Annotated in this window: 17 protein-coding genes; 11 read left to right on the plus strand and 6 right to left on the minus strand. The window is 67.4% G+C overall.

Going from position 1 to position 20,272, the window contains the following annotated elements:
• Nucleotides 1–40: 40 nt before the first annotated feature.
• Genes AC51BJ_RS04215 through fdxA form a run of 3 tightly spaced genes read right to left on the minus strand, consistent with a single transcriptional unit; the run spans nucleotide 41 to nucleotide 6,320 of the window.
• On the minus strand, nucleotides 41–3,298 hold the full coding sequence (locus AC51BJ_RS04215; RefSeq protein ID WP_496279423.1) for a UvrD-helicase domain-containing protein: 3,258 nt from the start codon (nucleotides 3,296–3,298) through the stop codon (nucleotides 41–43).
• Entirely contained in the window at nucleotides 3,295–5,958 is a 2,664-nt protein-coding gene (locus AC51BJ_RS04220) for a PD-(D/E)XK nuclease family protein (protein ID WP_496279424.1), read from the minus strand. The genes AC51BJ_RS04215 and AC51BJ_RS04220 overlap by 4 nt, the downstream gene beginning before the upstream one ends.
• A gap of 38 nt (nucleotides 5,959–5,996) precedes the next feature.
• Nucleotides 5,997–6,320 carry a ferredoxin FdxA gene (gene fdxA, locus AC51BJ_RS04225; protein WP_019919370.1) on the minus strand — a complete coding sequence of 108 codons (324 nt, stop codon included), beginning with the start codon at nucleotides 6,318–6,320 and terminating at the stop codon, nucleotides 5,997–5,999.
• A 554-nt stretch (nucleotides 6,321–6,874) separates the two neighbouring features.
• Between fdxA and trxA the strand changes: the two genes are divergently transcribed.
• Together trxA and rho are read left to right on the plus strand one after the other, a co-directional pair.
• Entirely contained in the window at nucleotides 6,875–7,201 is a 327-nt protein-coding gene (gene trxA / locus AC51BJ_RS04230; protein WP_008062188.1) for a thioredoxin TrxA, read from the plus strand.
• A gap of 92 nt (nucleotides 7,202–7,293) precedes the next feature.
• Complete coding sequence (gene rho, locus AC51BJ_RS04235; protein WP_019919371.1) at nucleotides 7,294–8,553, plus strand: transcription termination factor Rho; 1,260 nt, start codon at nucleotides 7,294–7,296, stop codon at nucleotides 8,551–8,553.
• 69 nt (nucleotides 8,554–8,622) lie between these two features.
• Here the strand turns inward: rho and AC51BJ_RS04240 are convergent, their stop codons facing one another.
• Complete coding sequence (locus AC51BJ_RS04240; RefSeq protein WP_430433056.1) at nucleotides 8,623–9,699, minus strand: substrate-binding domain-containing protein; 1,077 nt, start codon at nucleotides 9,697–9,699, stop codon at nucleotides 8,623–8,625.
• Nucleotides 9,700–9,831: 132 nt separating this feature from the next.
• On the opposite strand from AC51BJ_RS04240, the gene AC51BJ_RS04245 reads away from it, so the two are divergent.
• The 9 genes from AC51BJ_RS04245 (at nucleotide 9,832) to modC (ending at nucleotide 19,208) form a co-directional block, all read left to right on the plus strand.
• Complete coding sequence (locus AC51BJ_RS04245; RefSeq protein WP_496279425.1) at nucleotides 9,832–10,326, plus strand: formate dehydrogenase subunit gamma; 495 nt, start codon at nucleotides 9,832–9,834, stop codon at nucleotides 10,324–10,326.
• The gene (locus tag AC51BJ_RS04250) at nucleotides 10,323–11,873 is read left to right on the plus strand and encodes a formate dehydrogenase beta subunit (RefSeq protein WP_496279426.1); all 1,551 of its coding nucleotides are present in this window, start codon (nucleotides 10,323–10,325) and stop codon (nucleotides 11,871–11,873) included. Before AC51BJ_RS04245 ends, AC51BJ_RS04250 begins: the two co-directional genes overlap by 4 nt.
• A gap of 26 nt (nucleotides 11,874–11,899) precedes the next feature.
• A complete protein-coding gene (gene fdhF, locus AC51BJ_RS04255) occupies nucleotides 11,900–14,764 on the plus strand; it encodes a formate dehydrogenase subunit alpha (protein WP_496279427.1) in 2,865 nt (954 codons plus the stop codon).
• 27 nt (nucleotides 14,765–14,791) lie between these two features.
• Complete coding sequence (fdhD, locus tag AC51BJ_RS04260) at nucleotides 14,792–15,643, plus strand: formate dehydrogenase accessory sulfurtransferase FdhD (RefSeq protein ID WP_496279436.1); 852 nt, start codon at nucleotides 14,792–14,794, stop codon at nucleotides 15,641–15,643.
• A gap of 3 nt (nucleotides 15,644–15,646) precedes the next feature.
• On the plus strand, nucleotides 15,647–15,880 hold the full coding sequence (locus tag AC51BJ_RS04265) for a formate dehydrogenase subunit delta (RefSeq protein WP_496279428.1): 234 nt from the start codon (nucleotides 15,647–15,649) through the stop codon (nucleotides 15,878–15,880).
• Nucleotides 15,881–15,895: 15 nt separating this feature from the next.
• On the plus strand, nucleotides 15,896–16,495 hold the full coding sequence (locus tag AC51BJ_RS04270) for a cysteine hydrolase family protein (protein WP_496279429.1): 600 nt from the start codon (nucleotides 15,896–15,898) through the stop codon (nucleotides 16,493–16,495).
• 119 nt (nucleotides 16,496–16,614) lie between these two features.
• Entirely contained in the window at nucleotides 16,615–17,385 is a 771-nt protein-coding gene (modA, locus tag AC51BJ_RS04275; protein ID WP_496279430.1) for a molybdate ABC transporter substrate-binding protein, read from the plus strand.
• A 6-nt stretch (nucleotides 17,386–17,391) separates the two neighbouring features.
• Nucleotides 17,392–18,078: a molybdate ABC transporter permease subunit gene (modB, locus tag AC51BJ_RS04280; RefSeq protein WP_019919380.1), complete on the plus strand. Its 687-nt coding sequence runs from the start codon at nucleotides 17,392–17,394 to the stop codon at nucleotides 18,076–18,078.
• Nucleotides 18,036–19,208, plus strand: a complete 1,173-nt coding sequence (gene modC, locus AC51BJ_RS04285; RefSeq protein WP_496279431.1) for a molybdenum ABC transporter ATP-binding protein — start codon at nucleotides 18,036–18,038, stop codon at nucleotides 19,206–19,208. The genes modB and modC overlap by 43 nt, the downstream gene beginning before the upstream one ends.
• Here the strand turns inward: modC and AC51BJ_RS04290 are convergent.
• The gene (locus AC51BJ_RS04290) at nucleotides 19,156–19,566 is read right to left on the minus strand and encodes a winged helix-turn-helix domain-containing protein (RefSeq protein WP_496279432.1); all 411 of its coding nucleotides are present in this window, start codon (nucleotides 19,564–19,566) and stop codon (nucleotides 19,156–19,158) included. The two genes, modC and AC51BJ_RS04290, sit on opposite strands and share 53 nt — an antisense overlap.
• Before the next feature lie 58 nt (nucleotides 19,567–19,624).
• A partial coding sequence (locus tag AC51BJ_RS04295; RefSeq protein ID WP_496279433.1) for a calcium-binding protein occupies nucleotides 19,625–20,272 on the minus strand: 648 nt, incomplete at its 5' end.

Raw genomic sequence — 20,272 nt, forward strand, 5'->3', positions numbered from 1 at the left:
GATGGTAGTCAAAAGCGTCGGCGCCGCAAAGCGCCGGCGTTCAGAAAAGGCGATCCAGACGCCCGTCAGGCCGCAGCAGTGCGGCGCATGGCGTCTTGCCGGGGCGGATCAGGCGTACCGACTCGGCGTAGCGACTCAGCTGTTCGGCATATTCCTCGGCGAATCCCGCGTCCTCCCCGCTCTTGTAATCCAGTATCCAGATCTCGTCGTCGAACTCGACCAGGCGATCGATGCGGCCAAGGCTGCCGTCAGGCAGCACGAATTCCACTTCGCTGGCCGCCCAGCGATGCAGCGCCGGATCGAAGAAACGGCGCAGCGCAGCGCTCTCGATCGTGGCGCGCGCAAGGCGCTCAAGTTCGCTCCAGCGCGCCGCATCGAGCGCCGGCGGGCGCGGCGGCGGCGGCTCGCCGCAGGCCAGCGCTTCCAGCCAGGCATGCAGGCCGGTACCCCAGATCTGCGCGTCGTTCATCGGCACCACCACGCGGCGCTCGCCCACCGGTGCCAATGGAAGCGCTTCGACAGCTGTCGGCGCCGCGGCAACCGTATCGATGTCGGGGCACGCATCGGCCGCGCCTGCACTCAGGCGCAGCGCACCGTCGTCGGTGCTCTGTACCGACGGGCAAGCGCGCAGCGCAGTCTGCAGACGCGCCAGCCAGCTGTCGTCCGCCACGCCCCGCGCCGGGCTGACGCCGCTGGCAAACAGAAACTGCCGCGCGCGGGTGACCGCGACGTACAGCAGATTGGCGTCCTCGCGCGCCGCGGCGCGCGCTTCAGCGTCGATGAAACGGGCGCGCGCCTGCCCCTGGTTCTCTTTGCGCTGCAGCAGCGACAGGTGTTCAGGCGCCGGCGCACCCGGCGGCCACGCCAGAAGCACACGCGCACCGCTGTCGGCGCGCGGCTTCGCGATGGCGTCGGCCAGCCAGACAATGGGCGCCTCCAGCCCCTTCGCCGCATGCACGGTGAGCACACGCACGCGGCCGCGTGCCGGGTCCTCACCGAGGATGAGCCCCTCGTCCGGCGCCTCGTCGTCCTCGTTGCGCAATCGCGCGAGCTCGTCGAGAAAGCGCGGCATGCTTGGGAAGCGGCCGCTATCGACCTTGAGCGCGAGTTCCATGAAAGCGTCCAGATTCGCCCGCACGCCCGGCCAGGCCATCGGATCAACCACGGCGGCATAGCGTTGCATCAGCTCGCCATGATGGAACACGCGGTCGAGCAGATCGTGCACCGGCAGTTGCACAGCCGCGGCCAGCCAGTCGCTCAGCAGCGACGCCGCACGCGCCAGTCCGGCGTCGTCGCCTCCCCGCGCAGCGCGCAGGGCCGGCCACAGCGCGGGGCCGGCGCTGGTCAGGCGCAGCAGGTGCGCGTCGGACAGCGCGAACAGCGGGCTGCGCAGCACGTGCGCCAGCGCCAGCGCATCGGCCGGCGCGGCGAGGAAGCGCAGCAGTGCCTGCAGATCGGCCGCCTCCAGCGTGTCGAGCAGACGGCCGCGACTGGCGCCGAAGTACGGAATGCCATGTGCGCGCAGCGCCGCCTCGTAGACGGCAAGACCGGTGCGCCGGCGCAGCAGGATCATCATGTCGCCGTAGCGCGCGGGCCGCACCGCGCCAGTGTGCGCATCGCGCACGGCGACCCGCCCGACCATCGCCTGCAAGCGCGCGCACATCGCGTCGGCCTCGCGACGGCGCCGGCTGTCCTCGACCGTCACACGCGGCGTGGTGAGCGGATTGCGCAGACCAGAATCGGAAGACGTCGCTTCGTCCGGCGCATCGACGTCGTGGCCGAAAGCCGGCAGCACCTCGACCGCGCCGGGCAGGCCGAGCTGCGTCGTGCCGTGTGGCGCAAAACCTTCGAACACGTCGAGCGCACCGAACAGCGCATTGACCACCTCGACCACCGCCGGGCTGCTGCGCCGCGTTTCATTGCGCCGGATGTCGATGGCGCCGAAACGCTCGGCGAAAGCCGTGCGCGCGTGCGCAAAGATGCGCGGATCGGCGCGGCGGAAGCGATAGATCGACTGCTTCGGATCGCCCACCACGAACACGCGCGGCTGCACCTGATCCGGCGCGTAGGCGTCGAGCCAGTGCATCAGCACCTGCCACTGCAGCGGATTGGTGTCCTGGAATTCGTCGAGCAGCAGGTGGGTGTAGCGCGCGTCGAGCCGCGCCTGCACGAAGGGGCCGGTCTGCGCGTCGCCGAGCAGGCGCGCCGCGTGCCATTCGAGGTCGCCGAAGTCGAGCACGCCGGCACTGCGTTTGACCTGATCGTAGGCGTCGAGCATGGCCGAAGCAACGGTCAGCGCGTGTCGGTTCAGTTCCCAGGCGGCGCGGTCGCTCAGCGCGTGCAGACAGGCCAGCAGCCGCTCGGCGCAGGACTCGAACAACTGCTGCGTGCGCTCGGCCGCGCCGATCCTCTCCATCGACTTGCCCGGCTTGAACGCGATCGGCAGTCCGGCGCGGGTCAGCAGTTCGGCGCACAGCCCGTCGAAGAAGGCCTGGGCGTCGTGCTGGCTGGCGGCCGTCTCCAGCGCCACCGCTTTGCGCTGCTGCGCCTCCGTGCCCTGCCCCAGCAGCTTCGCGAGTTCCAGCACTGCGGCGCGCAGCGCGGCGTCCTGCGCCAGTGCATCGACCGGTGCTTCACGATCGGCGCCGAAGAAAGATTGGAGATGCGCGAACACGCCGTCGAGCCCGTCGTGCGCCGCCAGCCAGGCCTGCCACTCGGCGCGCCGCTCGATCAGCGATTCGGCGAGGCTGCGCGCGCCAGCGAGACCGGCCTGCGCGAGCAGCCAGCGCACCGACTGCGCCAGTTCGCCATCCGGCGCACTGCCGGCACGTCGCATCAGCACACCCCAGGCCTGGTCGCGCAGGCGTGCGGTGCGCTCTGCCAGCTGCAGCCCGCCGAGGCCGGCCGACAGCGGCGCGGCGCCGAGCAGCGATGAAAACCAGCCGTGGAAGGTGTTGATCGTCAGCCCCGGGCGGGCGCCGGCGACGTGTTCGAACAAGCCGCGCGCACGCTCGATCAGCGCCGCGTCGTCGCGCGCGTCGACCCCGCGCTGATCGAGGAAGGCGATCACGCCGGCGTCGTCCGCCACCGCCAGCTCGCCCAGCCAGTGCTGCAGCCGCTCGTCGATCTCACGCGCCGCCTTGCGTGTGTAGGTGATGGCCAGTATCTCGCCCGGCGCCACGCCGGCCAGCAGCAGGCGGATCAGCCGCGACACCAGGGTCCACGTCTTGCCGCTGCCGGCACAGGCCTCGACGACGACGCTGGCCGATGGATCGAGCGCGCGCAGGCCGTCGTTCATGCGCGCCAGTCCTTGCGGCACAGACCGCGCATGTCGCAGTGGGCGCAAGCGCGGTCGTCACCATGCGCAGGCAGCGCAGCACCGGCACGCAGCGCCGGGAACAGCGTTCCGATCAGTCCCTGCAGCGCTTCGGCCGCCGCGTGCGGCTCGGCCTGCGGATGCGGCACCGGTGCCGGCTCGTCGAGCGCCAGATAGGCGGCTTCGCTGACCGTGTCGCCTTCAAGCAGCGTGTAGAAGGCGAGCTGCAGGTCTTCACCGCCCTGCAGGCTCTTCTTCACGGCTTCGCTGCTACGCAGCTTGTAGTCGAGCAACGACACGCCCGCCGCACCGCGGTCGATGCGGTCGATGCGGCCTTCGAGTGACAGCGCACTGCCGTCCGGCAAGTCGAGCGGTCGCGCGCGCGACTGCTCGCCGCTGTCGAACACCCAGCCCTCAGCCTCGCGCGCGCAGGCCCAGGCAACGTAGGCGTCGGCGCGGTCGTGCAGGCGATCGGCCCAGACGTGCTCCTGGAAGTTGCGGCCGATCGCGCCATCGAAGGCGGCGGCGATGCGCGCGCGCATGTCGCCTGCCAGCGCCTGCGGCGTTTCGCTGTCGAGGCGCGGATGGGCAATATGGAAATCGTGCAGCAGCGCATGCACCAGTTCGCCCACGCTGCCCTTGCCCATCGTTTCCTCGACCTCGTCGCCCTCGCCCAGACCAAGCACGCGGCGCGCGTAGTAGCGGTAGGGGCAGGCCATCAGATCGGCCATCGCGCTGGCGGTGAGCCGCTGCGGCACCCGTACGGCGTCGAGCACCGGTGCGCTGGTCTGGCGCGGCAGCGCGGCCGGTTCGGGATCGGGCTGTGCCGGCGCGGCGCTGACCGCACTCGGCAGCCCGGCGCGCACGAACATCAGGTCGAGCAGCTGCAGATCGGCACCGGGCAGATTGGCTTCGCCATTGCGCTGGGCCTGCCAGCTGAACACGATTTCTTCACTGTTCAGGATCAGCCCGGCGACGTCCTCGCGCAGCTGGCGTGCCGCCTGCTGCGTATCGGCCAGCCCCAGTTCGCGTCGCAGCCCCTCGTGACCGAGTGCGCCGCGCAATTGCGGCGGCGCCAGATGTTCGCCGTCGGCGCCGATCACGTACACGGCGTCGAACACGCGAAGTCGGGTCGCCGCAAGATGGGTCAGCACGACCGGACTGTCGATCGCGGTGTCGCGGAACAGCGCCCGTTCGAACTCGCCGTTGAGCCACTGACGCCAGTCGGCAAAGGTCAGCGCCAGGGATACGCCACTACTGTCGGCGCGCAGCTGTTCGAGCAGTGCGATCACCTGTGCGCCGGCCGCGTCCTGCAGCAAGGCCGTGCGCGCCTGCAGCGCGTCGAGCGCGGCCAGCAGCCGTTCGATCCAGAAGGCAGCGGGCGCGGCCTGGGTCGGCATCAGGTTCGCCGCCTGCGCAAACGGAACCATCAGCGCCGCACCGGCCCGCCCTGCCAGTTCGCGCGCCGCATCGGCGAGCAAGGCCTGCAGCCCGTCGACATGATTGCGGCGCACCACCCAGTGATCGACCTCGGCGATCGCCCGCGCGTGCGTGTCGGCATCCATGCCGCCCGCGACATAGGGCGACCGGACCAGATCGAGCAGATCGCGGTGATAGCCGTCGGACGCCAGACACTGCAGAAAGGCATCGACCGTCGCAGCGGCGCGCGTGGTGGACAGCTTCCAGCCGGTTTCGTCGGCCAGCAGTACCTGCCTGCGTTCGAGCAGGGCGCGGGTACGGCGAGCGGCTTCGCGGTCGCTGGCGACCAGGGCGATGCGGCGGCGCCCCTCCGCCAGCCAGCGCGCAAGGCATGTGGCGGCGTGCTGCGCTTCCTGTTCGAGCGATTGCGCACTGACCAGCCGCACGCGGTCGCGCAGGCGCTGCGCCGCGTCTGCCGGCACGCGGCGCGACCACAGCGTGCGCGCGTCGTCGGCGGCGACTGGCCAGGCGGCATCGAGCGCGCGCGAAAGCGCGTCTTCATCCGCCGCACGCCGTACGCCGATGTGCAGCACCGGAACGCGTCGCGCGAACGCAGCCAGCCAGTCCGGAGCGCGATCAAGCGTGTCGGCCAGCAGCACTACGGGCCGCCGCGCAGACGCGGCTGCGCGGTAAAGCGCCTGCGTCGTCGCCCGGGCGTGACCGGGCGTGCCGGTGCTGTCGGCCAGCCACACCGCGTGAACAAGCCGCGCCTCCAGCGACAGCGCCGCGCTGTCGTGCAGCGCGTGCGCCCGGGCGAATGCGCCCTCCAGCGCGGCCTCGTCCGGCACCGGCACATCGGCCAGCGTGTCGGCGAGATCCATCAGCTCGCGTGCGACCGCCCACAGGTCGGCGTCACCCAGCCAGCCGACCCGGCGCAACTGGGCGACCAGCCCGAGCAGTCGCCGCGAATCGGGATCGGTCGCCGCATCGCCCCGCCAGCGCGCGGCCAGCAGTTGCGGCGTAAGCACGCGCGGCATGAACAGCGCACGGTCGGCCGCGGCCGACAGCGCACTGCGCAGCGCCGGTGCCAGCGTGATGGTCGGCAGGATGAGGTCGCAGTCGGCGAGCGCGTCGCCGTGGCGATCGAGGAGGATGCGTGCCACCCGGCCGAACAGGTCCGGACCGGGGGGCAGCGTGACGGAGTCGAAACCCGCTCCGCTCATGCGTCAGCGCGGGCGAACAAGGGAAACGGGGAGCGCGCTCAGCGCTCGAGCATGCCGAGCTTGTCCTTCACCTTGGCCCAGTCGTCGGCGTCGGGCAGCGCGTCCTTGCGCTCGATGATGGCCGGCCATTCCTTGGCCAGTTCGGCATTCAGTTCGATGAACTGCACCTGGTCCGCCGGCACGTCGTCCTCGGCGAAAATGGCTTCGGCCGGACATTCGGCGACGCACAGCGTGCAGTCGATGCACTCGTCCGGATCGATCACCAGGAAGTTCGGGCCTTCGCGGAAGCAATCGACCGGGCACACGTCGACGCAGTCGGTGTATTTGCACTTGATACAGGATTCGGTGACGACGTAGGTCATGATTTCTCCGTTGGGCGGGGGCTCTGCACTCGCAGGCAGGCCATGCATGGGCTGAAAAAGGCTGAATTCACAAGGGGCTTCGGCGCGCGGGGGCAGCCTGCAGACTGCGAAACACAGGCGCGCCGCACCTCTTCCGGACGCGGGAGTTTAGCACCGGGGCGGGGCGGCACCTCGCCCACGCTGTCGTGCCGCTGCGACATGTCGCCATGACTTTTTGTATTTCCTTGCCATCTGCCTCTGCACGCCCGACTGTTTTTTGTATTAGCATCTTGCAAACAGTGCAGAAACCCTGAACTCCGACGCAGGGGACGCCGATACCGTGATCACCCCGGCGGCCGGGTTTCAGCAAGCCCCGAACCGGGCCGCTCCGTGAGTGGCCGGAAAACCCAGTCCAGCGACCCGACACTCACCTTTCGGCACGCAACATCCATCCAGTCCTGCAGGCGTCCCGAACCGTGGCGTCCAGCATGAGGCATCCGGTTCTTCCCGATACACCCCCGAAGACCTTCCGATTCACCGAATCCACTTTCCCAGTCAAGCACCGCGAGGAAACAATGAGCGAACACATCCACCACGTCACCGACGCCAGTTTCGAAGCCGAGGTCATCAAGGCCGACCTGCCGGTTCTGGTCGATTACTGGGCCGAGTGGTGCGGTCCGTGCAAGATGATCGCTCCCATCCTCGACGAGGTCGCGCGTGACTACGCCGGCAAGCTGCGCGTGGCCAAGGTCAATATCGACGAGAACCAGGAAACGCCTGCGCGCTTCGGTATCCGCGGCATTCCGACGCTGATGCTGTTCAAGGACGGCAATGTCGAGGCGACCAAGGTCGGCGCCCTGTCGAAGTCCCAACTGACCGCCTTCCTGGACAGCCACCTGTAACACCTACCCCGCGGCGGGCGCGAATCCGCGCCCAGCCCGCCGGAGCGGAGGACCGCTCCATCTCCCCACCCCGCCTGTCGCACATCTTCACCATGCACCTTTCCGAACTGAAAGCACTCCACGTCAGCCAGCTGCTCGAAATGGCCCAGTCCTTCGAGATCGAAGGCGCCAACCGGCTGCGCAAGCAGGAACTCGTGTTCGCCATCCTGCGCAACCGGGCGAAGAAGGGCGAGAGCATTTTCGGAGACGGTGCGCTGGAAGTGCTGCCCGACGGCTTCGGTTTCCTGCGTTCGCCGGAAGCGAGCTATCTGGCGGGAACCGACGACATCTACGTGTCGCCGAGCCAGATCCGCCGCTTCAACCTGCATACCGGCGACACCATCGAAGGCGAGATCCGCACGCCCAAGGACGGTGAGCGCTACTTTGCGCTGGTCAAGGTCGATCGCATCAACAGCGAGCCGCCGGAGGCGACCAAGCACAAGATTCTGTTCGAGAACCTGACGCCGCTGCATCCGACCGAGCCGCTGAAGCTTGAACGCGACATGCGTGGCGAAGAGAACACGACCTCGCGTGTGATCGACATGATCGCGCCGATCGGCAAGGGCCAGCGCGCGCTGCTGGTGGCGCCGCCGAAGACCGGCAAGACGGTGATGATGCAGCACATCGCGCACGCGATCACCGTGAATCACCCGGAAGCGCTGCTCATCGTGCTGCTGATCGACGAGCGCCCGGAAGAAGTGACCGAGATGCAGCGTTCGGTGAAGGGCGAAGTGGTTGCCTCGACCTTCGACGAACCGGCCACCCGCCACGTGCAGGTCGCCGAGATGGTGATCGAGAAGGCCAAACGTCTGGTCGAGCACAAGAAGGACGTGATCATCCTGCTCGACTCGATCACCCGCCTCGCCCGCGCCTACAACACGGTGCAGCCGGCCTCCGGCAAGGTACTGACCGGCGGTGTGGACGCCAACGCGCTGCAGAAGCCGAAGCGCTTCTTCGGCGCTGCGCGCAACGTCGAAGAAGGCGGCAGCCTGACCATCATCGCCACCGCGCTGATCGAAACCGGCAGCCGCATGGACGACGTGATCTACGAAGAATTCAAGGGCACCGGCAATATGGAAATCCATCTTGACCGGCGCATGGCGGAAAAGCGCGTCTACCCGGCCATCAACGTGAACCGCTCGGGCACGCGCCGCGAAGAGCTGCTGCTGAAGCCGGAAATCCTGCAGAAGATCTGGATACTGCGCAAACTGCTGTACAACATGGACGATCTGGAAGCGATCGAATTCCTGCTCGACAAGATCAAGGCGACCAAGAGCAACGGGGAGTTCTTCGACGCGATGCGTCGAGGTTGATCACCCGGGCCGCCTTGAGAGAAAAACGCCGCTTGATGCGGCGTTTTTCATTTCCACCTCCAGCGGTGCTCAGGCGCGCAGCGCCTCGACCACCGACAGCACTTCGCCGGGCGAATTGAGCGCATAGCCGGGGAGCGTAGACACCGCGCTCGCAAAGTCAGGCGACTTCAGCGCATCGAGCATGCGCTGCATCGACGGCAGTTCCAACGTCTCCAGCCGGCAGGCGAGAAAGTAGTGCTCCTCGGCGATCGGCACGAAATCGAGCTTGAACTGGCTGGCGGCCGCTTCGACGCCGAAGCCGGTGTCGGCCATGCCGCTGGCGATGTGCGCCGCCACCGCCGCGTGCGTGAATTCCACCGTTTCATAGCCGCTGATGTCGTCGGCATCGATGGTCTGTTCGGCCAGCAACAGGTCGAGCAGCACGCGCGTACCGGCACTGGCCTGACGATTGATGAAGCGCACGTCGGGGCGCACCAGATCCTGCAGCGAGCGGATGTTGAGCGGATTGCCGGCGGCGACGAACAGGCCCTGCGTGCGCGTGACCAGACGGATCACGCGGTGCGCACGCGGCTTCAGGTAACGGCTCAGTCGCGCCGCCAGTTCCGGCGTGACGCGTCCGCTCGGCAGATGGAAGCCGCAGATGTCGCAGCTGCCGCGAGACATCGAACCCAGCGCGTCGATTGACCCGAGGTATTGCAGTTCCAGCCGCACGCCGGCCACCCGCTCCATCAGCTCCGGCATCAGCGCGATCGCATAACCGTGGCTCGCATGCAGCCGCAGCACCGGATGCGTGTCCATCAGTGCCGCGTTGATCTCGCGGTCGATCTCCACCGACAGGTTCTCCAGTTGCGGCGTCAGCCGCGCCTGTATGCGCTGCGCCGCCCAGGTCAGCTTCTCGCCCAGCGGCGTCAGCTCCGCACCCTTGCCCTGTGACAGCTCGACCAGTGGCGTGCCGAAAAAGGCCGACCAGGTGCGGATCAGGTTCCAGCAATGGCGGTAGGAAAAATCGACCTCGCGCGCCGCCTCGGTCAGTTTTCCACTGCGTTGCACGGCGGCCAGCACCCGGAAAAGCAGCGGATCGATCTCCCGTCCTTCGGCATTGCGGAAGCGCCACGCCGGTTCGATCTGGATGCGCATGTTAGGCATTTGTTTTCATATCGTTAAAAGCAAAGTCGGCTGCTAACCTGCATTGCGAAGCCATTATTGGACCTTGATGGTGGCTGATTAGCAATTATGAACAAGAGTTCCAATTAGGAATTCAGCAGGAGACAGAGAGCCATGTCATCGCACCACCCCACCCCCGGTGTCGACGGGCGGCAGCTGCAGTCGCTGGTCGACCGGCACGCCGATCTGCCCGGCGCGCTGCTGCCGATGCTGCACGCCATCCAGGACGAGTTCGGCCACGTGCCGGAACAGGCCGTGCCGGTCATCGCCAAGGGACTGAACCTGTCGCGCGCCGAAGTGCACGGCGTGATCACCTTCTATCACCACTTCCGCAGCCACGCGCCCGGCCGCCACGTGGTGCAGGTCTGCCGGGCAGAGGCCTGTCAGGCCGTCGGTGCCGTTGCGCTCGAAGCGCACGCGAAGAAATGTCTCGGCATCGACTTCCACGAAACAACCGCAGACGGTGCAGTGACGCTGGAGGCGGTGTACTGCCTCGGCAACTGCGCCGTTGGTCCGTCGCTGCGGATCGATGACGACATCGTCGGCCGCGTCACGCCGGAACGCTTCGACGAAATCGTGGCCGAGCTGCGCGCGGAGGTGACGGCATGAGCACGCGCATCTACGTTCCCATCGATTCGACCGCGCTGTCGCTCGGCGCGGACAAGGTGGCAAAGGCGATCGCCGCCGAAGCGGCGAAGCGCGGCATCGCGATCGAGCTGGTGCGCAATGGCTCGCGCGGCGCCTTCTTCCTCGAACCCATGGTGGAAGTGCAGACGCCGACCGGCCGCATGGCCTACGGTCCGGTGCAGCCGAAGGATGTCGCTGCGCTGTTCGACGCCGGCTTCGTGACCGGCGGCCAGCACCTGCTTTCGCTCGGCCCGACCGACGACATTCCTTACCTGAAGAATCAGGAACGCTTGACCAGCGCGCGCATCGGCATCACCGACCCGCTGAGCCTGGATGACTACGTCGACCACGGCGGCTTCGTCGGCCTCGACAACGCGCTGGCGATGAGCGGTGCCGACGTGGTGAAGGAAGTGACCGACTCCGGCCTGCGCGGCCGCGGCGGCGCCGCCTTCCCGACCGGCATCAAGTGGAACACCGTGCTCGGCGCCTCCGCCGACCAGAAGTACATCGTCTGCAATGCCGACGAGGGCGACTCCGGCACCTTCTCCGATCGCATGATCATGGAGGGCGACCCGTACTGCCTGATCGAAGGCATGACCATCGCCGGCATCGCGGTCGGCGCGACCGAGGGCTATATCTACCTGCGCTCGGAATACCCGCACGCCTTCGCCACGCTGAAAGAGGCGATCCGTCGAGCGCGCGCCGCCGGCTGGCTGGGCCAGGACGTGCGCAATTCGGGCAAGGCGTTCGAACTGGACGTGCGCCTGGGCGCCGGCGCCTACATCTGTGGCGAAGAGACCTCGCTGCTGGAGAGCCTTGAAGGCAAGCGCGGCATCGTGCGCTTCAAGCCGCCGCTGCCGGCGCTGCAGGGCCTGTTCGGCAAGCCAACCGTCATCAACAACGTGATTTCGCTGGCGTCGGTGCCCATCATCCTGGCCAAGGGTGGCGCGCACTACCGTGACTTCGGCATGGGTCGCTCGCGCGGCACCCTGCCCTTCCAGCTGGCCGGCAATATCAAGCGTGGCGGGCTGGTCGAGAAGGCCTTCGGCCTGACCATGAACGAACTGATCCATGACTTCGGCGGCGGCACGCTGTCCGGTCGTCCGGTGCGCGCAGTGCAGGTCGGTGGTCCGCTCGGCGCCTACGTGCCGGCGTCGCAGTTCGACCTGCCGCTCGACTACGAGGAGTACGCGAAGAACGGCGCGATGATCGGCCACGGCGGCATCGTCGTGTTCGACGACACGGTCGACATGGCCCACATGGCGCGCTACGCGATGGAGTTCTGCGCCATCGAATCCTGCGGCAAATGCACGCCCTGCCGCATCGGCTCGACGCGCGGCGTCGAGGTGATCGACCGCATCGTCGCCAACGAACAGCGCGGCAAGAACATCGCGCTGCTGCAGTCGCTGTGCGACACCATGCTCAACGGCTCGCTGTGCGCGCTCGGCGGCATGGCGCCCTACCCGGTGCTGTCGGCACTGAACCATTTCCCCGAAGACTTCGGCGTCGACAAGACCGAAGCGGCTTGAGCACGCGAGAATCCAGGAGAACAGCCATGTCATTACCCAGAGAAACCGATTACGGCACGCCCGCGCGCGAGTCGGAAAAGGAAGTCACGCTGTCGATCGACGGCATCGAAGTCACGGTGCCGGCCGGCACCTCGGTCATGCGCGCCGCGCAGGAATGCGGCAACAGCATTCCGAAGCTGTGCGCGACCGACAGCCTGGAGCCCTTCGGCTCCTGTCGCCTGTGCCTGGTCGAGATCGAAGGTCGCCGCGGCTACCCGGCATCCTGCACGACGATCGCCGAAGCCGGCATGCAGGTGCGCACCCAGACGCCCAAGCTGGCGGACATCCGCCGCGGCGTGATGGAGCTCTACATTTCCGACCACCCGCTGGACTGCCTGACCTGCTCGGCCAACGGCAACTGCGAACTGCAGGACATGACCGGCGTGGTCGGCCTGCGCGAAGTGCGTTATGGCATGAAGGGCAAGAACCACTTCGACCTGCTGTCGGCACTGACGAAGGAGAAGGACGAATCCAATCCCTACTTCAGCTACGACCCGTCCAAGTGCATCGTCTGCAACCGCTGCGTGCGTGCCTGCGAAGAAACGCAGGGCACGTTCGCGCTCACCATTTCCGGCCGCGGCTTTGATTTGCGCGTCAGCCCGGGCGAAAGCCAGCCCTTCATGGAATCGGAGTGCGTGTCCTGCGGCGCCTGCGTGCAGGCCTGCCCGACCGCGACGCTGATGGAGAAGGGCGTGATCGAGCACGGTCAGGCCGAAAAGAAGGTCACCACCACCTGCGCCTACTGCGGCGTCGGCTGCTCCTTCGACGCCGAGGTGAAGGGCACGACCGTGGTACGCATGGTGCCGAGCAAGGACGGCGGCGCCAATCACGGCCACTCCTGCGTCAAGGGCCGCTTCGCCTTCGGCTACGCCACGCACGCCGACCGCATCACCACGCCGATGATCCGGAAGAGCATCGAGGACACCTGGCAGCCGGTCAGCTGGGACGAGGCGATCAACTACGCCGCCTCCGAATTCAAGCGCATCCAGGCCAAACACGGCCGTGACTCGGTCGGCGGCATCACGTCCAGCCGCTGCACCAACGAAGAAACCTATCTGGTGCAGAAGCTGGTTCGCGCAGCCTTCGGCAACAACAACGTCGACACCTGCGCACGGGTGTGCCACTCGCCCACCGGCTACGGCCTGAAGCAGACGCTGGGCGAATCGGCCGGCACCCAGACCTTCGATTCGGTGATGAAGGCCGACGTCATCATGGTGATGGGCGCCAACCCGACCGACGGCCACCCGGTGTTCGGTTCGCAGATGAAGCGCCGCCTGCGCGAAGGCGCCAAGCTCATCGTGGTCGACCCGCGCAGCATCGACCTCGTGCGCTCGCCGCACATCCAGGCGGAACAGCACCTGAAACTGAAGCCCGGCAGCAACGTCGCGCTGATCACCTCGATGGCGCACGTGGTGGTGACCGAGGACCTGGTCAAGGAAGACTTCGTCCGCGAGCGCTGCGAGTGGCATTCGTTCGAACAGTGGCGCGACTTCGTTGCAAAGCCCGAGAACTCACCGGAAGCGATGGAACAGCACACCGGCGTACCGGCGGCCGACGTGCGCGCCGCCGCCCGCCTGTTCGCCACCGGCGGCAACGCGGCGATCTACTACGGCCTCGGCGTGACCGAGCACAGCCAGGGCTCGACCACCGTCATCGGCATCGCCAACCTAGCGATGGCCACCGGCAACATCGGCCGCGAAGGCGTGGGCGTGAATCCGCTGCGCGGCCAGAACAACGTGCAGGGCTCCTGCGACATGGGCAGCTTCCCGCACGAACTGCCGGGCTACCGCCACGTGTCCGACGCCGCCACGCGCATGCTGTTCAAGGATGCCTGGGGCGTCGAGCCGCAGCCGGAACCGGGCCTGCGCATCCCGAACATGTTCGAAGCGGCGATGGACGGCACCTTCCTCGGTCTCTACTGCGAGGGCGAGGACATCGTGCAGTCCGACCCGAACACGCAGCATGTCGAAGCGGCGCTGCGCGCGATGGAATGCGTGGTGGTGCAGGACCTGTTCCTGAATGAAACCGCGAAGTTCGCGCACGTGTTCCTGCCCGGTTCCAGCTTCCTCGAAAAGGACGGCACCTTCACCAACGCCGAGCGCCGCATCTCGCGCGTACGCAAGGTGATGCCGCCGCTGGCCGGCAAGGAGGACTGGGAAGTCACCTGCATGCTGTCGAACGCCCTTGGCTATCCGATGAACTACAGCCACCCGTCGGAAATCATGGACGAGATCGCGCGGCTGACGCCCACCTTCCACGGCGTCAGCTACGCGCGGCTGGACGAACTGGGCAGCATCCAGTGGCCGTGCAACGAACAGGCGCCGGAAGGCACTCCCATCATGCACATCGACCAGTTCGTCCGCGGCAAGGGACGTTTCATGCTGACCGAGTACGTGCCGACCGAGGAACGTACGTCGAAGCGCTTCCCGCTGATCCTGACCACCGGCCGGATACTTTCCCAGTACAACGTCGGCGCGCAGACGCGGCGCACCGCGAACTCGATGTGGCACGACGAAGACCGCCTGGAAATCCATCCGGCTGACGCCGAAACGCGCGGCATCAACGAGGGCGACTGGGTGGGCATCACCTCGCGCGCCGGCGAGACGGTACTGCGCGCACGGGTGTCCGAGCGCATGCAGCCGGGCGTCGTATACACCACCTTCCACTTCCCGGAGTCGGGCGCCAACGTCATCACCACCGACAACTCCGACTGGGCCACCAACTGCCCCGAGTACAAGGTGACCGCGGTCGAGGTGACACGCGTGACCCAGCCGTCGGAATGGCAGCAGCGCTATCGCGACTTCTCGCAGCAGCAGATCGACCTGCTGCCGAAGAAGCGCGAGAAGGTCTGAGGCATGGGCGCCGTACAGGCACTCGACGTGGGTGGGCCGCTGCTCGCATGCGACGAGGCGGGCGACGCGGGTGAGGCCGTGTTGCACCCCGCCCAGCGTTTGCGCAGCGCCGTGCGTGTCAGCGGCGGTGTGCGCGCGGCCAGCGTCGAATGCGTGGCCGAAGAAGTGCCGGTGGCCATGGTGTACAACGGCATTTCGCACGCCGTGATGCTGGCCACGCCGGCCGATCTGGAGGACTTCGGCACCGGCTTCAGCCTGGCTGAAGGCATCGTCGCACGCGCCTCCGAGATCCACGATGTCGACACGGCGCACCACGCCGACGGCATCGAGGTGCGGATGGAAGTGTCCAACCGCGCCTTCGAAGCGCTGAAGGCGCGTCGCCGTTCTCTGGCCGGGCGCACAGGCTGCGGACTGTGCGGCGTGGACAGTCTCGGCCAGGTATCGCGCGAGGTGAAGCCGGTGACCGCGCGGCCCTGGGTCGATGAAGCGGCCATCCACCGGGCCTTCGTCGCGCTCGGCGAAGGTCAGGCGCTGCATGCGCTGACCGGCTCGGTGCACGCCGCCGCCTGGGCACACGCCGACGGCACGCTGTTCGCCGTACGCGAAGACGTCGGCCGCCACAACGCGCTGGACAAGCTGATCGGCGCCGTCGCGCTGGCCGGCGTGGACACCGCGCAGGGCTTCGCGGTCGTCACCAGCCGCGCCAGTTACGAAATGGTGCTCAAGCTCGCCAGCGTCGGCGGCGGCCTGCTGGCGGCGATTTCGGCGCCGACCGGGCTGGCCATCGATCTCGCGCAGCGCAGCGGCGTCACGCTGTGCGGCTTCGTCCGCGACGGCCGCATGGCGATCTATACCGAACCGAAGAATCGAACGGAATAAGCAATGGACATCCACAATCTCGTCAAGATGGCCAACCAGATCGGCCAGTTCTTCCACAGCTACCCCGACCACGACGAAGCGGTGCGCGAAGTCGCCGCCCACATCCGTCGCTTCTGGGAACCGCGCATGCGCCGTGCGATCATCGACCACATGAACCGCGGCGGCGACACCGGTCTGCTGCCGCTGGTCACCGAAGCGCTGCAGCACATGCAGGAGCAGGAAACCTCCACCACCTGAAAGGACACCTCACCGATGAGTTCACTGACGACGCTGCGCGACCTGATGGGCCTCGGCCACGAGCCGGGCCTGCTTGCCGACGCCGCCCTGGTGATGATCGATTGCCAGAACACCTACCGTGAAGGCGTCATGCAGCTCAGCGGCGTCGAAGCGGCGCTGCTCGAAGCGCGCCGTGTGCTCGACTGCGCGCGCGAACTCGGCCGCCCGGTCATCCACATCCAGCACGACGCCGGTCCGGGCACGCCCTACGACGTCAATGCGACGATCGGCCGCATCGCCGACATCGTCGCGCCGCTGGCTGGCGAAACGGTGATCACCAAGCACTACCCGAACAGCTTCGTACAGACCTCGCTCGACGAGGAGCTGAAGAAGCTGGGCGTGAAGCAGCTCGTGCTGGCCGGTTTCATGACGCATATGTGCGTGAACTCGACTGCGCGCGGCGCCTTCAACCTCGGCTACGCGCCCACCGTGGTCGCGGCCGCCACCGCGACGCGCGACCTTCCGCTGCCCGACGGTGGCACCGTGCGCGCAGATGCAGTACAGGCCGCCAGCATCGCGACGATGCGCGACCTGTTTGCAGCGATCGCGCCGACCGCCGACGCGCTGGTGCGCTGAACATCGACGAAGCACGAGAAAGAGCCGGCAGCCGCCGGCTTTTTTTTCGTCCATCGCCGCAGCACACGCCGTTTTTCGTCGTAGGATTATCCTGTATTCCACTTTATACAGGAAAGACCATGAAACTCGCGCGCCTGCTGCCCATCCGCCTGCTGTCGGCACTTGCACTGAGCCTCGTCGCCAGCGTCGTCCACGCGGACACCCTCGTCGTATTCGCAGCGGCCAGTCTGACCAATGCGTTGCAGGACATCGGCAAGACCTTTGAAGCGCGCTCCGGCCACACAGTCAAGTTCTCGTTCGCCGCCTCGTCGGCGCTGGCACGTCAGATCGAAGCCGGCGCCCAGGCACAGGTTTTCCTGTCGGCCGACGAGCAGTGGATGGACTACCTCGCCGAGCGCAAGCTGCTCGCCGCCGGCACGCGTACCGACCTGCTCGGCAACAGCCTGGTGCTGGTGACGCCGGCCGACAGCAAGGCATCGATCACGCTGAAACCTGGCTTCGATCTCGCCGCGCTGCTCGGCGACGGTCGTCTGGCCACCGGCGATCCGGCCCACGTGCCGGTCGGCAAGTACGCGAAGGACGCACTGACCCGGCTCGGTGCATGGCAGGTCGCTGAACCGAAACTGGTGCGCGCGGATTCGGTACGCGCGGCGCTGGTGCTGGTCGAACGCGGCGAAGTGCCGGCCGGCATCGTCTATGCGACGGATGCGGCCGTATCGCCCAAGGTGCGCGTCGCCGGTGTGTTTCCCGCTGACACACACGCGCCGATCACCTATCCTGCTGCCATCGTCGCCGGACAGGACACGGCCCCCGCGCGCGCCTTCATGCAGTGGCTGCGTGGCACGGAATCGGTGGCGGTATTTACCCGATATGGCTTCAGCCTCAAATAAGGATAGATGAGCGACATCGAACTGGACGCCCTGCTGCTCAGCCTCCGTGTCGGGCTGGCCAGCACCGCGCTGTGCCTGCCCTTCGCGCTGGGCGTCGCCTGGCTGCTGTCACGCACTCGTCTGCCCGGTCGCGCCCTGCTCGACGGCATCGTGCACGCCCCGCTGGTGCTGCCGCCGGTGGTAATCGGCTACCTGCTGCTGATCTCGCTGGGCACGCGCGCGCCGCTCGGCGCCTGGCTCAAGAACACCTTCGGTATCCAGCTCATCTTCACCACCGAAGGCGTGGTGGTGGCCGCGGCAGTGATGGCCTTTCCGCTGATGGTGAGAGCGATCCGGCTGTCGCTGGACGGCGTCGACCGCGGTATCGAACTGGCCGCGCGCACGCTCGGCGCCGGCCGGCTCGACGTGCTGTGCACGATCACGCTGCCGATGATGCTGCCCGGCATCCTGTCCGGCGCGATGATGGCCTTCGCCGCCAGCCTCGGTGAATTCGGCGCCACCATCACCTTTGCGTCGAATATCGAAGGCGAGACGCGTACGCTGCCGCTGGCCATCTACACCGCGACACAGACGCCGGACGGCGATGCCATCGCTTTGCGTCTGGTCGGTCTGTCGATGGCGCTGGCGGTGGCCGCGATCACGCTGTCTGAATGGCTGAACCGGCGCACGCAGCGCTGGCTGGGGCGTCCATGATCGAACTGCAGTTCGGCGCCCGGCTCGGCGCGCTCGATCTCGACGCGGACGTCACGTTGCCGTCGCGCGGCGTCAGCGCCATCTTCGGCCGCAGCGGTGCCGGCAAGAGCAGCCTGATCAACGCGGTGGCCGGCATCGTGCGGCCGTCGCGCGGACGCATCGCGGTCGGCGACCGCGTGTTCTTCGACGCCGACGCCGGCATCGATCTGCCGATCGAAGCCCGCAGCGTCGGCTATGTGTTCCAGGATGCACGGCTGTTTCCGCACCTGTCGGTGAGTGGAAACCTGCGTTACGGGCTGAAACGCGCGCGCGGGCCGCGCCCGGTGGACTGGGACAGCGTGATCGAGGTGCTCGGCCTCGCCCACCTGCTCGACCGCCGGCCGCATCACCTGTCCGGCGGCGAGCGCCAGCGGGTGGCGCTGGGCCGCGCGCTGCTGCGGCAACCAGGGCTGCTGCTGATGGACGAACCGCTCGCCTCGCTGGACGCGCCGCGCAAGGCCGAAGTGCTGCCCTACATCGAACGGCTGGCGCAGGAATTCGCACTGCCGGTGCTCTACGTGAGCCATTCGATCGAGGAAGTGACACGACTGGCCGACCATCTGGTCATCGTCAGCGAAGGCCGCACCGTCGCCAGCGGCGAACTGGGCGACATCATGTCGCGTCCCGAGCATTCGCCGCTGATCGGCCGCTACGAAGCGGGCTCGGTGCTGGAATGTACGGTGCTGCAGCACAACGACGACTATGCGCTGACCACGCTGCGCTTCGCCGACGGCCAGTTGCGCGTGCCGCGCATCGATCTTGATCCTGGTTGCGCGGTGCGCGTACGCATCCGCGCCCGCGACGTCGCACTGGCATTGTCGCGCCCGATGGACGTGTCGATCACCAACAAGATGCCCGGCCGGATCGCACGCATCACACCGCGCGAAGGTCCTTACGCCGACGTCGCGGTCGACCTCGGGAGCAGTTCGCTGCGCGCACTGGTCACGCGCGAATCCTGCGACCGGCTCGGCCTGCAGCAGGGCACGGCAGTCTGGGTGATGGTGAAATCGGTGGCACTGGACAGCCGCAGCGTCGGCTTCAACCGGCGTCCGCGTCCCGACGTGGCGCCTGAACTGCCGGCTGCGGATTGAGCGCTTCGTCCAGTTCGCGCAATTGCAGCGCGACCGCGCCGGCCGTTCGCCGCTCAGCGGCGCGGAACAGTGCGATCAGCCGTTCGCCGAAGGGCGTCAGCTCGGCGCCGCCGGCGCCCTGCGAACGACCGGGATAAGTCTTCACTACCGGCTCGGCGAACATGCGGTTCATGTCGTCGATCAGCAACCAGGCGCGCCGATAGGCCATGCCCATCGCGCGCGCCGCGCCCGAGATCGACCGCTCGCGCGCCAGGTGCTCGAGCAGCTCGATCTTGCCCGGCCCCAGCCGCTCGCCATTGTGGAAATGCAGGCGCAGCGAAGCGGTGGAGCGCTGCAGCGGATCGTCCGGTCGGTTCATGCGCCGAGTTTAGCGCGCACGCGGCGGTTCACCGTTCCAGAACGCGAACGCATTCAGATCAGGACGCCAGCACCTCGAAATGATCGGCCGACAGCAAGGGCTTGCCCGTGAACTGGGCAATCTGGACCGCGTCGCCTGCGCCGTTGCCATCCGCGTCGTAGTACAGCGCGCCAGCCGCGGTGTCGTAGATCAGCCGCACATCGCCATCGGCCGCTGCGCTGCCACTGCCAACCTGCAGAAGTTCGGAGGGCAGAGCGGCCGGCGTATCGTCGAAACCGGCGCCGAGCGCGTCAAACACCGTTGCGTCGAATACGATGCGGTCGTCGATGAGACTGAAATCAGCAATCGTCTGCAGCGTGCCCGGAACAGGTGCGGCGTCGAAATAGAACACGTCCTCGCCGGCTCCACCGGTGAGCGTATTCAACCCCTCTCCGCCGGACAGCCAGTCGTTGCCGGCCCCACCCAGCAACGCATCGTTGCCGGCCCCACCCAGCAGCACGTCATCGCCAAGGCCGCCAGAGAGCACGTTGTTGCCGCTGTTGCCGGTAATCACGTTGGCCAACGCGTTGCCCGTGCCGCTCAGGTGCGCCGTGCCCGTCAGCACAAGGTTCTCGACGTTCGCACCCAGCGCGTAGCTCAGCCCACTGCGGACCGTGTCCGTGCCCGCGTTCAGCCCTTCGCTCACCACGTCGCGCACGTTGTCGAC

It is taken from the genome of Methyloversatilis sp. S146-33 (assembly GCF_059552495.1).

What these genes read in the sequence shown, in the direction of transcription:
- AC51BJ_RS04215 (WP_496279423.1), bottom strand. Translation starts at nt 3,298, where the DNA reads ATGAACGACGGCCTGCGCGCGCTCGATCCATCGGCCAGCGTCGTCGTC.
- AC51BJ_RS04220 (WP_496279424.1), bottom strand. Translation starts at nt 5,958, where the DNA reads ATGAGCGGAGCGGGTTTCGACTCCGTCACGCTGCCCCCCGGTCCGGAC.
- fdxA (WP_019919370.1), bottom strand. Translation starts at nt 6,320, where the DNA reads ATGACCTACGTCGTCACCGAATCCTGTATCAAGTGCAAATACACCGAC.
- trxA (WP_008062188.1), top strand. Translation starts at nt 6,875, where the DNA reads ATGAGCGAACACATCCACCACGTCACCGACGCCAGTTTCGAAGCCGAG.
- rho (WP_019919371.1), top strand. Translation starts at nt 7,294, where the DNA reads ATGCACCTTTCCGAACTGAAAGCACTCCACGTCAGCCAGCTGCTCGAA.
- AC51BJ_RS04240 (WP_430433056.1), bottom strand. Translation starts at nt 9,699, where the DNA reads ATGCCTAACATGCGCATCCAGATCGAACCGGCGTGGCGCTTCCGCAAT.
- AC51BJ_RS04245 (WP_496279425.1), top strand. Translation starts at nt 9,832, where the DNA reads ATGTCATCGCACCACCCCACCCCCGGTGTCGACGGGCGGCAGCTGCAG.
- AC51BJ_RS04250 (WP_496279426.1), top strand. Translation starts at nt 10,323, where the DNA reads ATGAGCACGCGCATCTACGTTCCCATCGATTCGACCGCGCTGTCGCTC.
- fdhF (WP_496279427.1), top strand. Translation starts at nt 11,900, where the DNA reads ATGTCATTACCCAGAGAAACCGATTACGGCACGCCCGCGCGCGAGTCG.
- AC51BJ_RS04265 (WP_496279428.1), top strand. Translation starts at nt 15,647, where the DNA reads ATGGACATCCACAATCTCGTCAAGATGGCCAACCAGATCGGCCAGTTC.
- AC51BJ_RS04270 (WP_496279429.1), top strand. Translation starts at nt 15,896, where the DNA reads ATGAGTTCACTGACGACGCTGCGCGACCTGATGGGCCTCGGCCACGAG.
- modA (WP_496279430.1), top strand. Translation starts at nt 16,615, where the DNA reads ATGAAACTCGCGCGCCTGCTGCCCATCCGCCTGCTGTCGGCACTTGCA.
- modB (WP_019919380.1), top strand. Translation starts at nt 17,392, where the DNA reads ATGAGCGACATCGAACTGGACGCCCTGCTGCTCAGCCTCCGTGTCGGG.
- modC (WP_496279431.1), top strand. Translation starts at nt 18,036, where the DNA reads ATGGCTGAACCGGCGCACGCAGCGCTGGCTGGGGCGTCCATGATCGAA.
- AC51BJ_RS04290 (WP_496279432.1), bottom strand. Translation starts at nt 19,566, where the DNA reads ATGAACCGACCGGACGATCCGCTGCAGCGCTCCACCGCTTCGCTGCGC.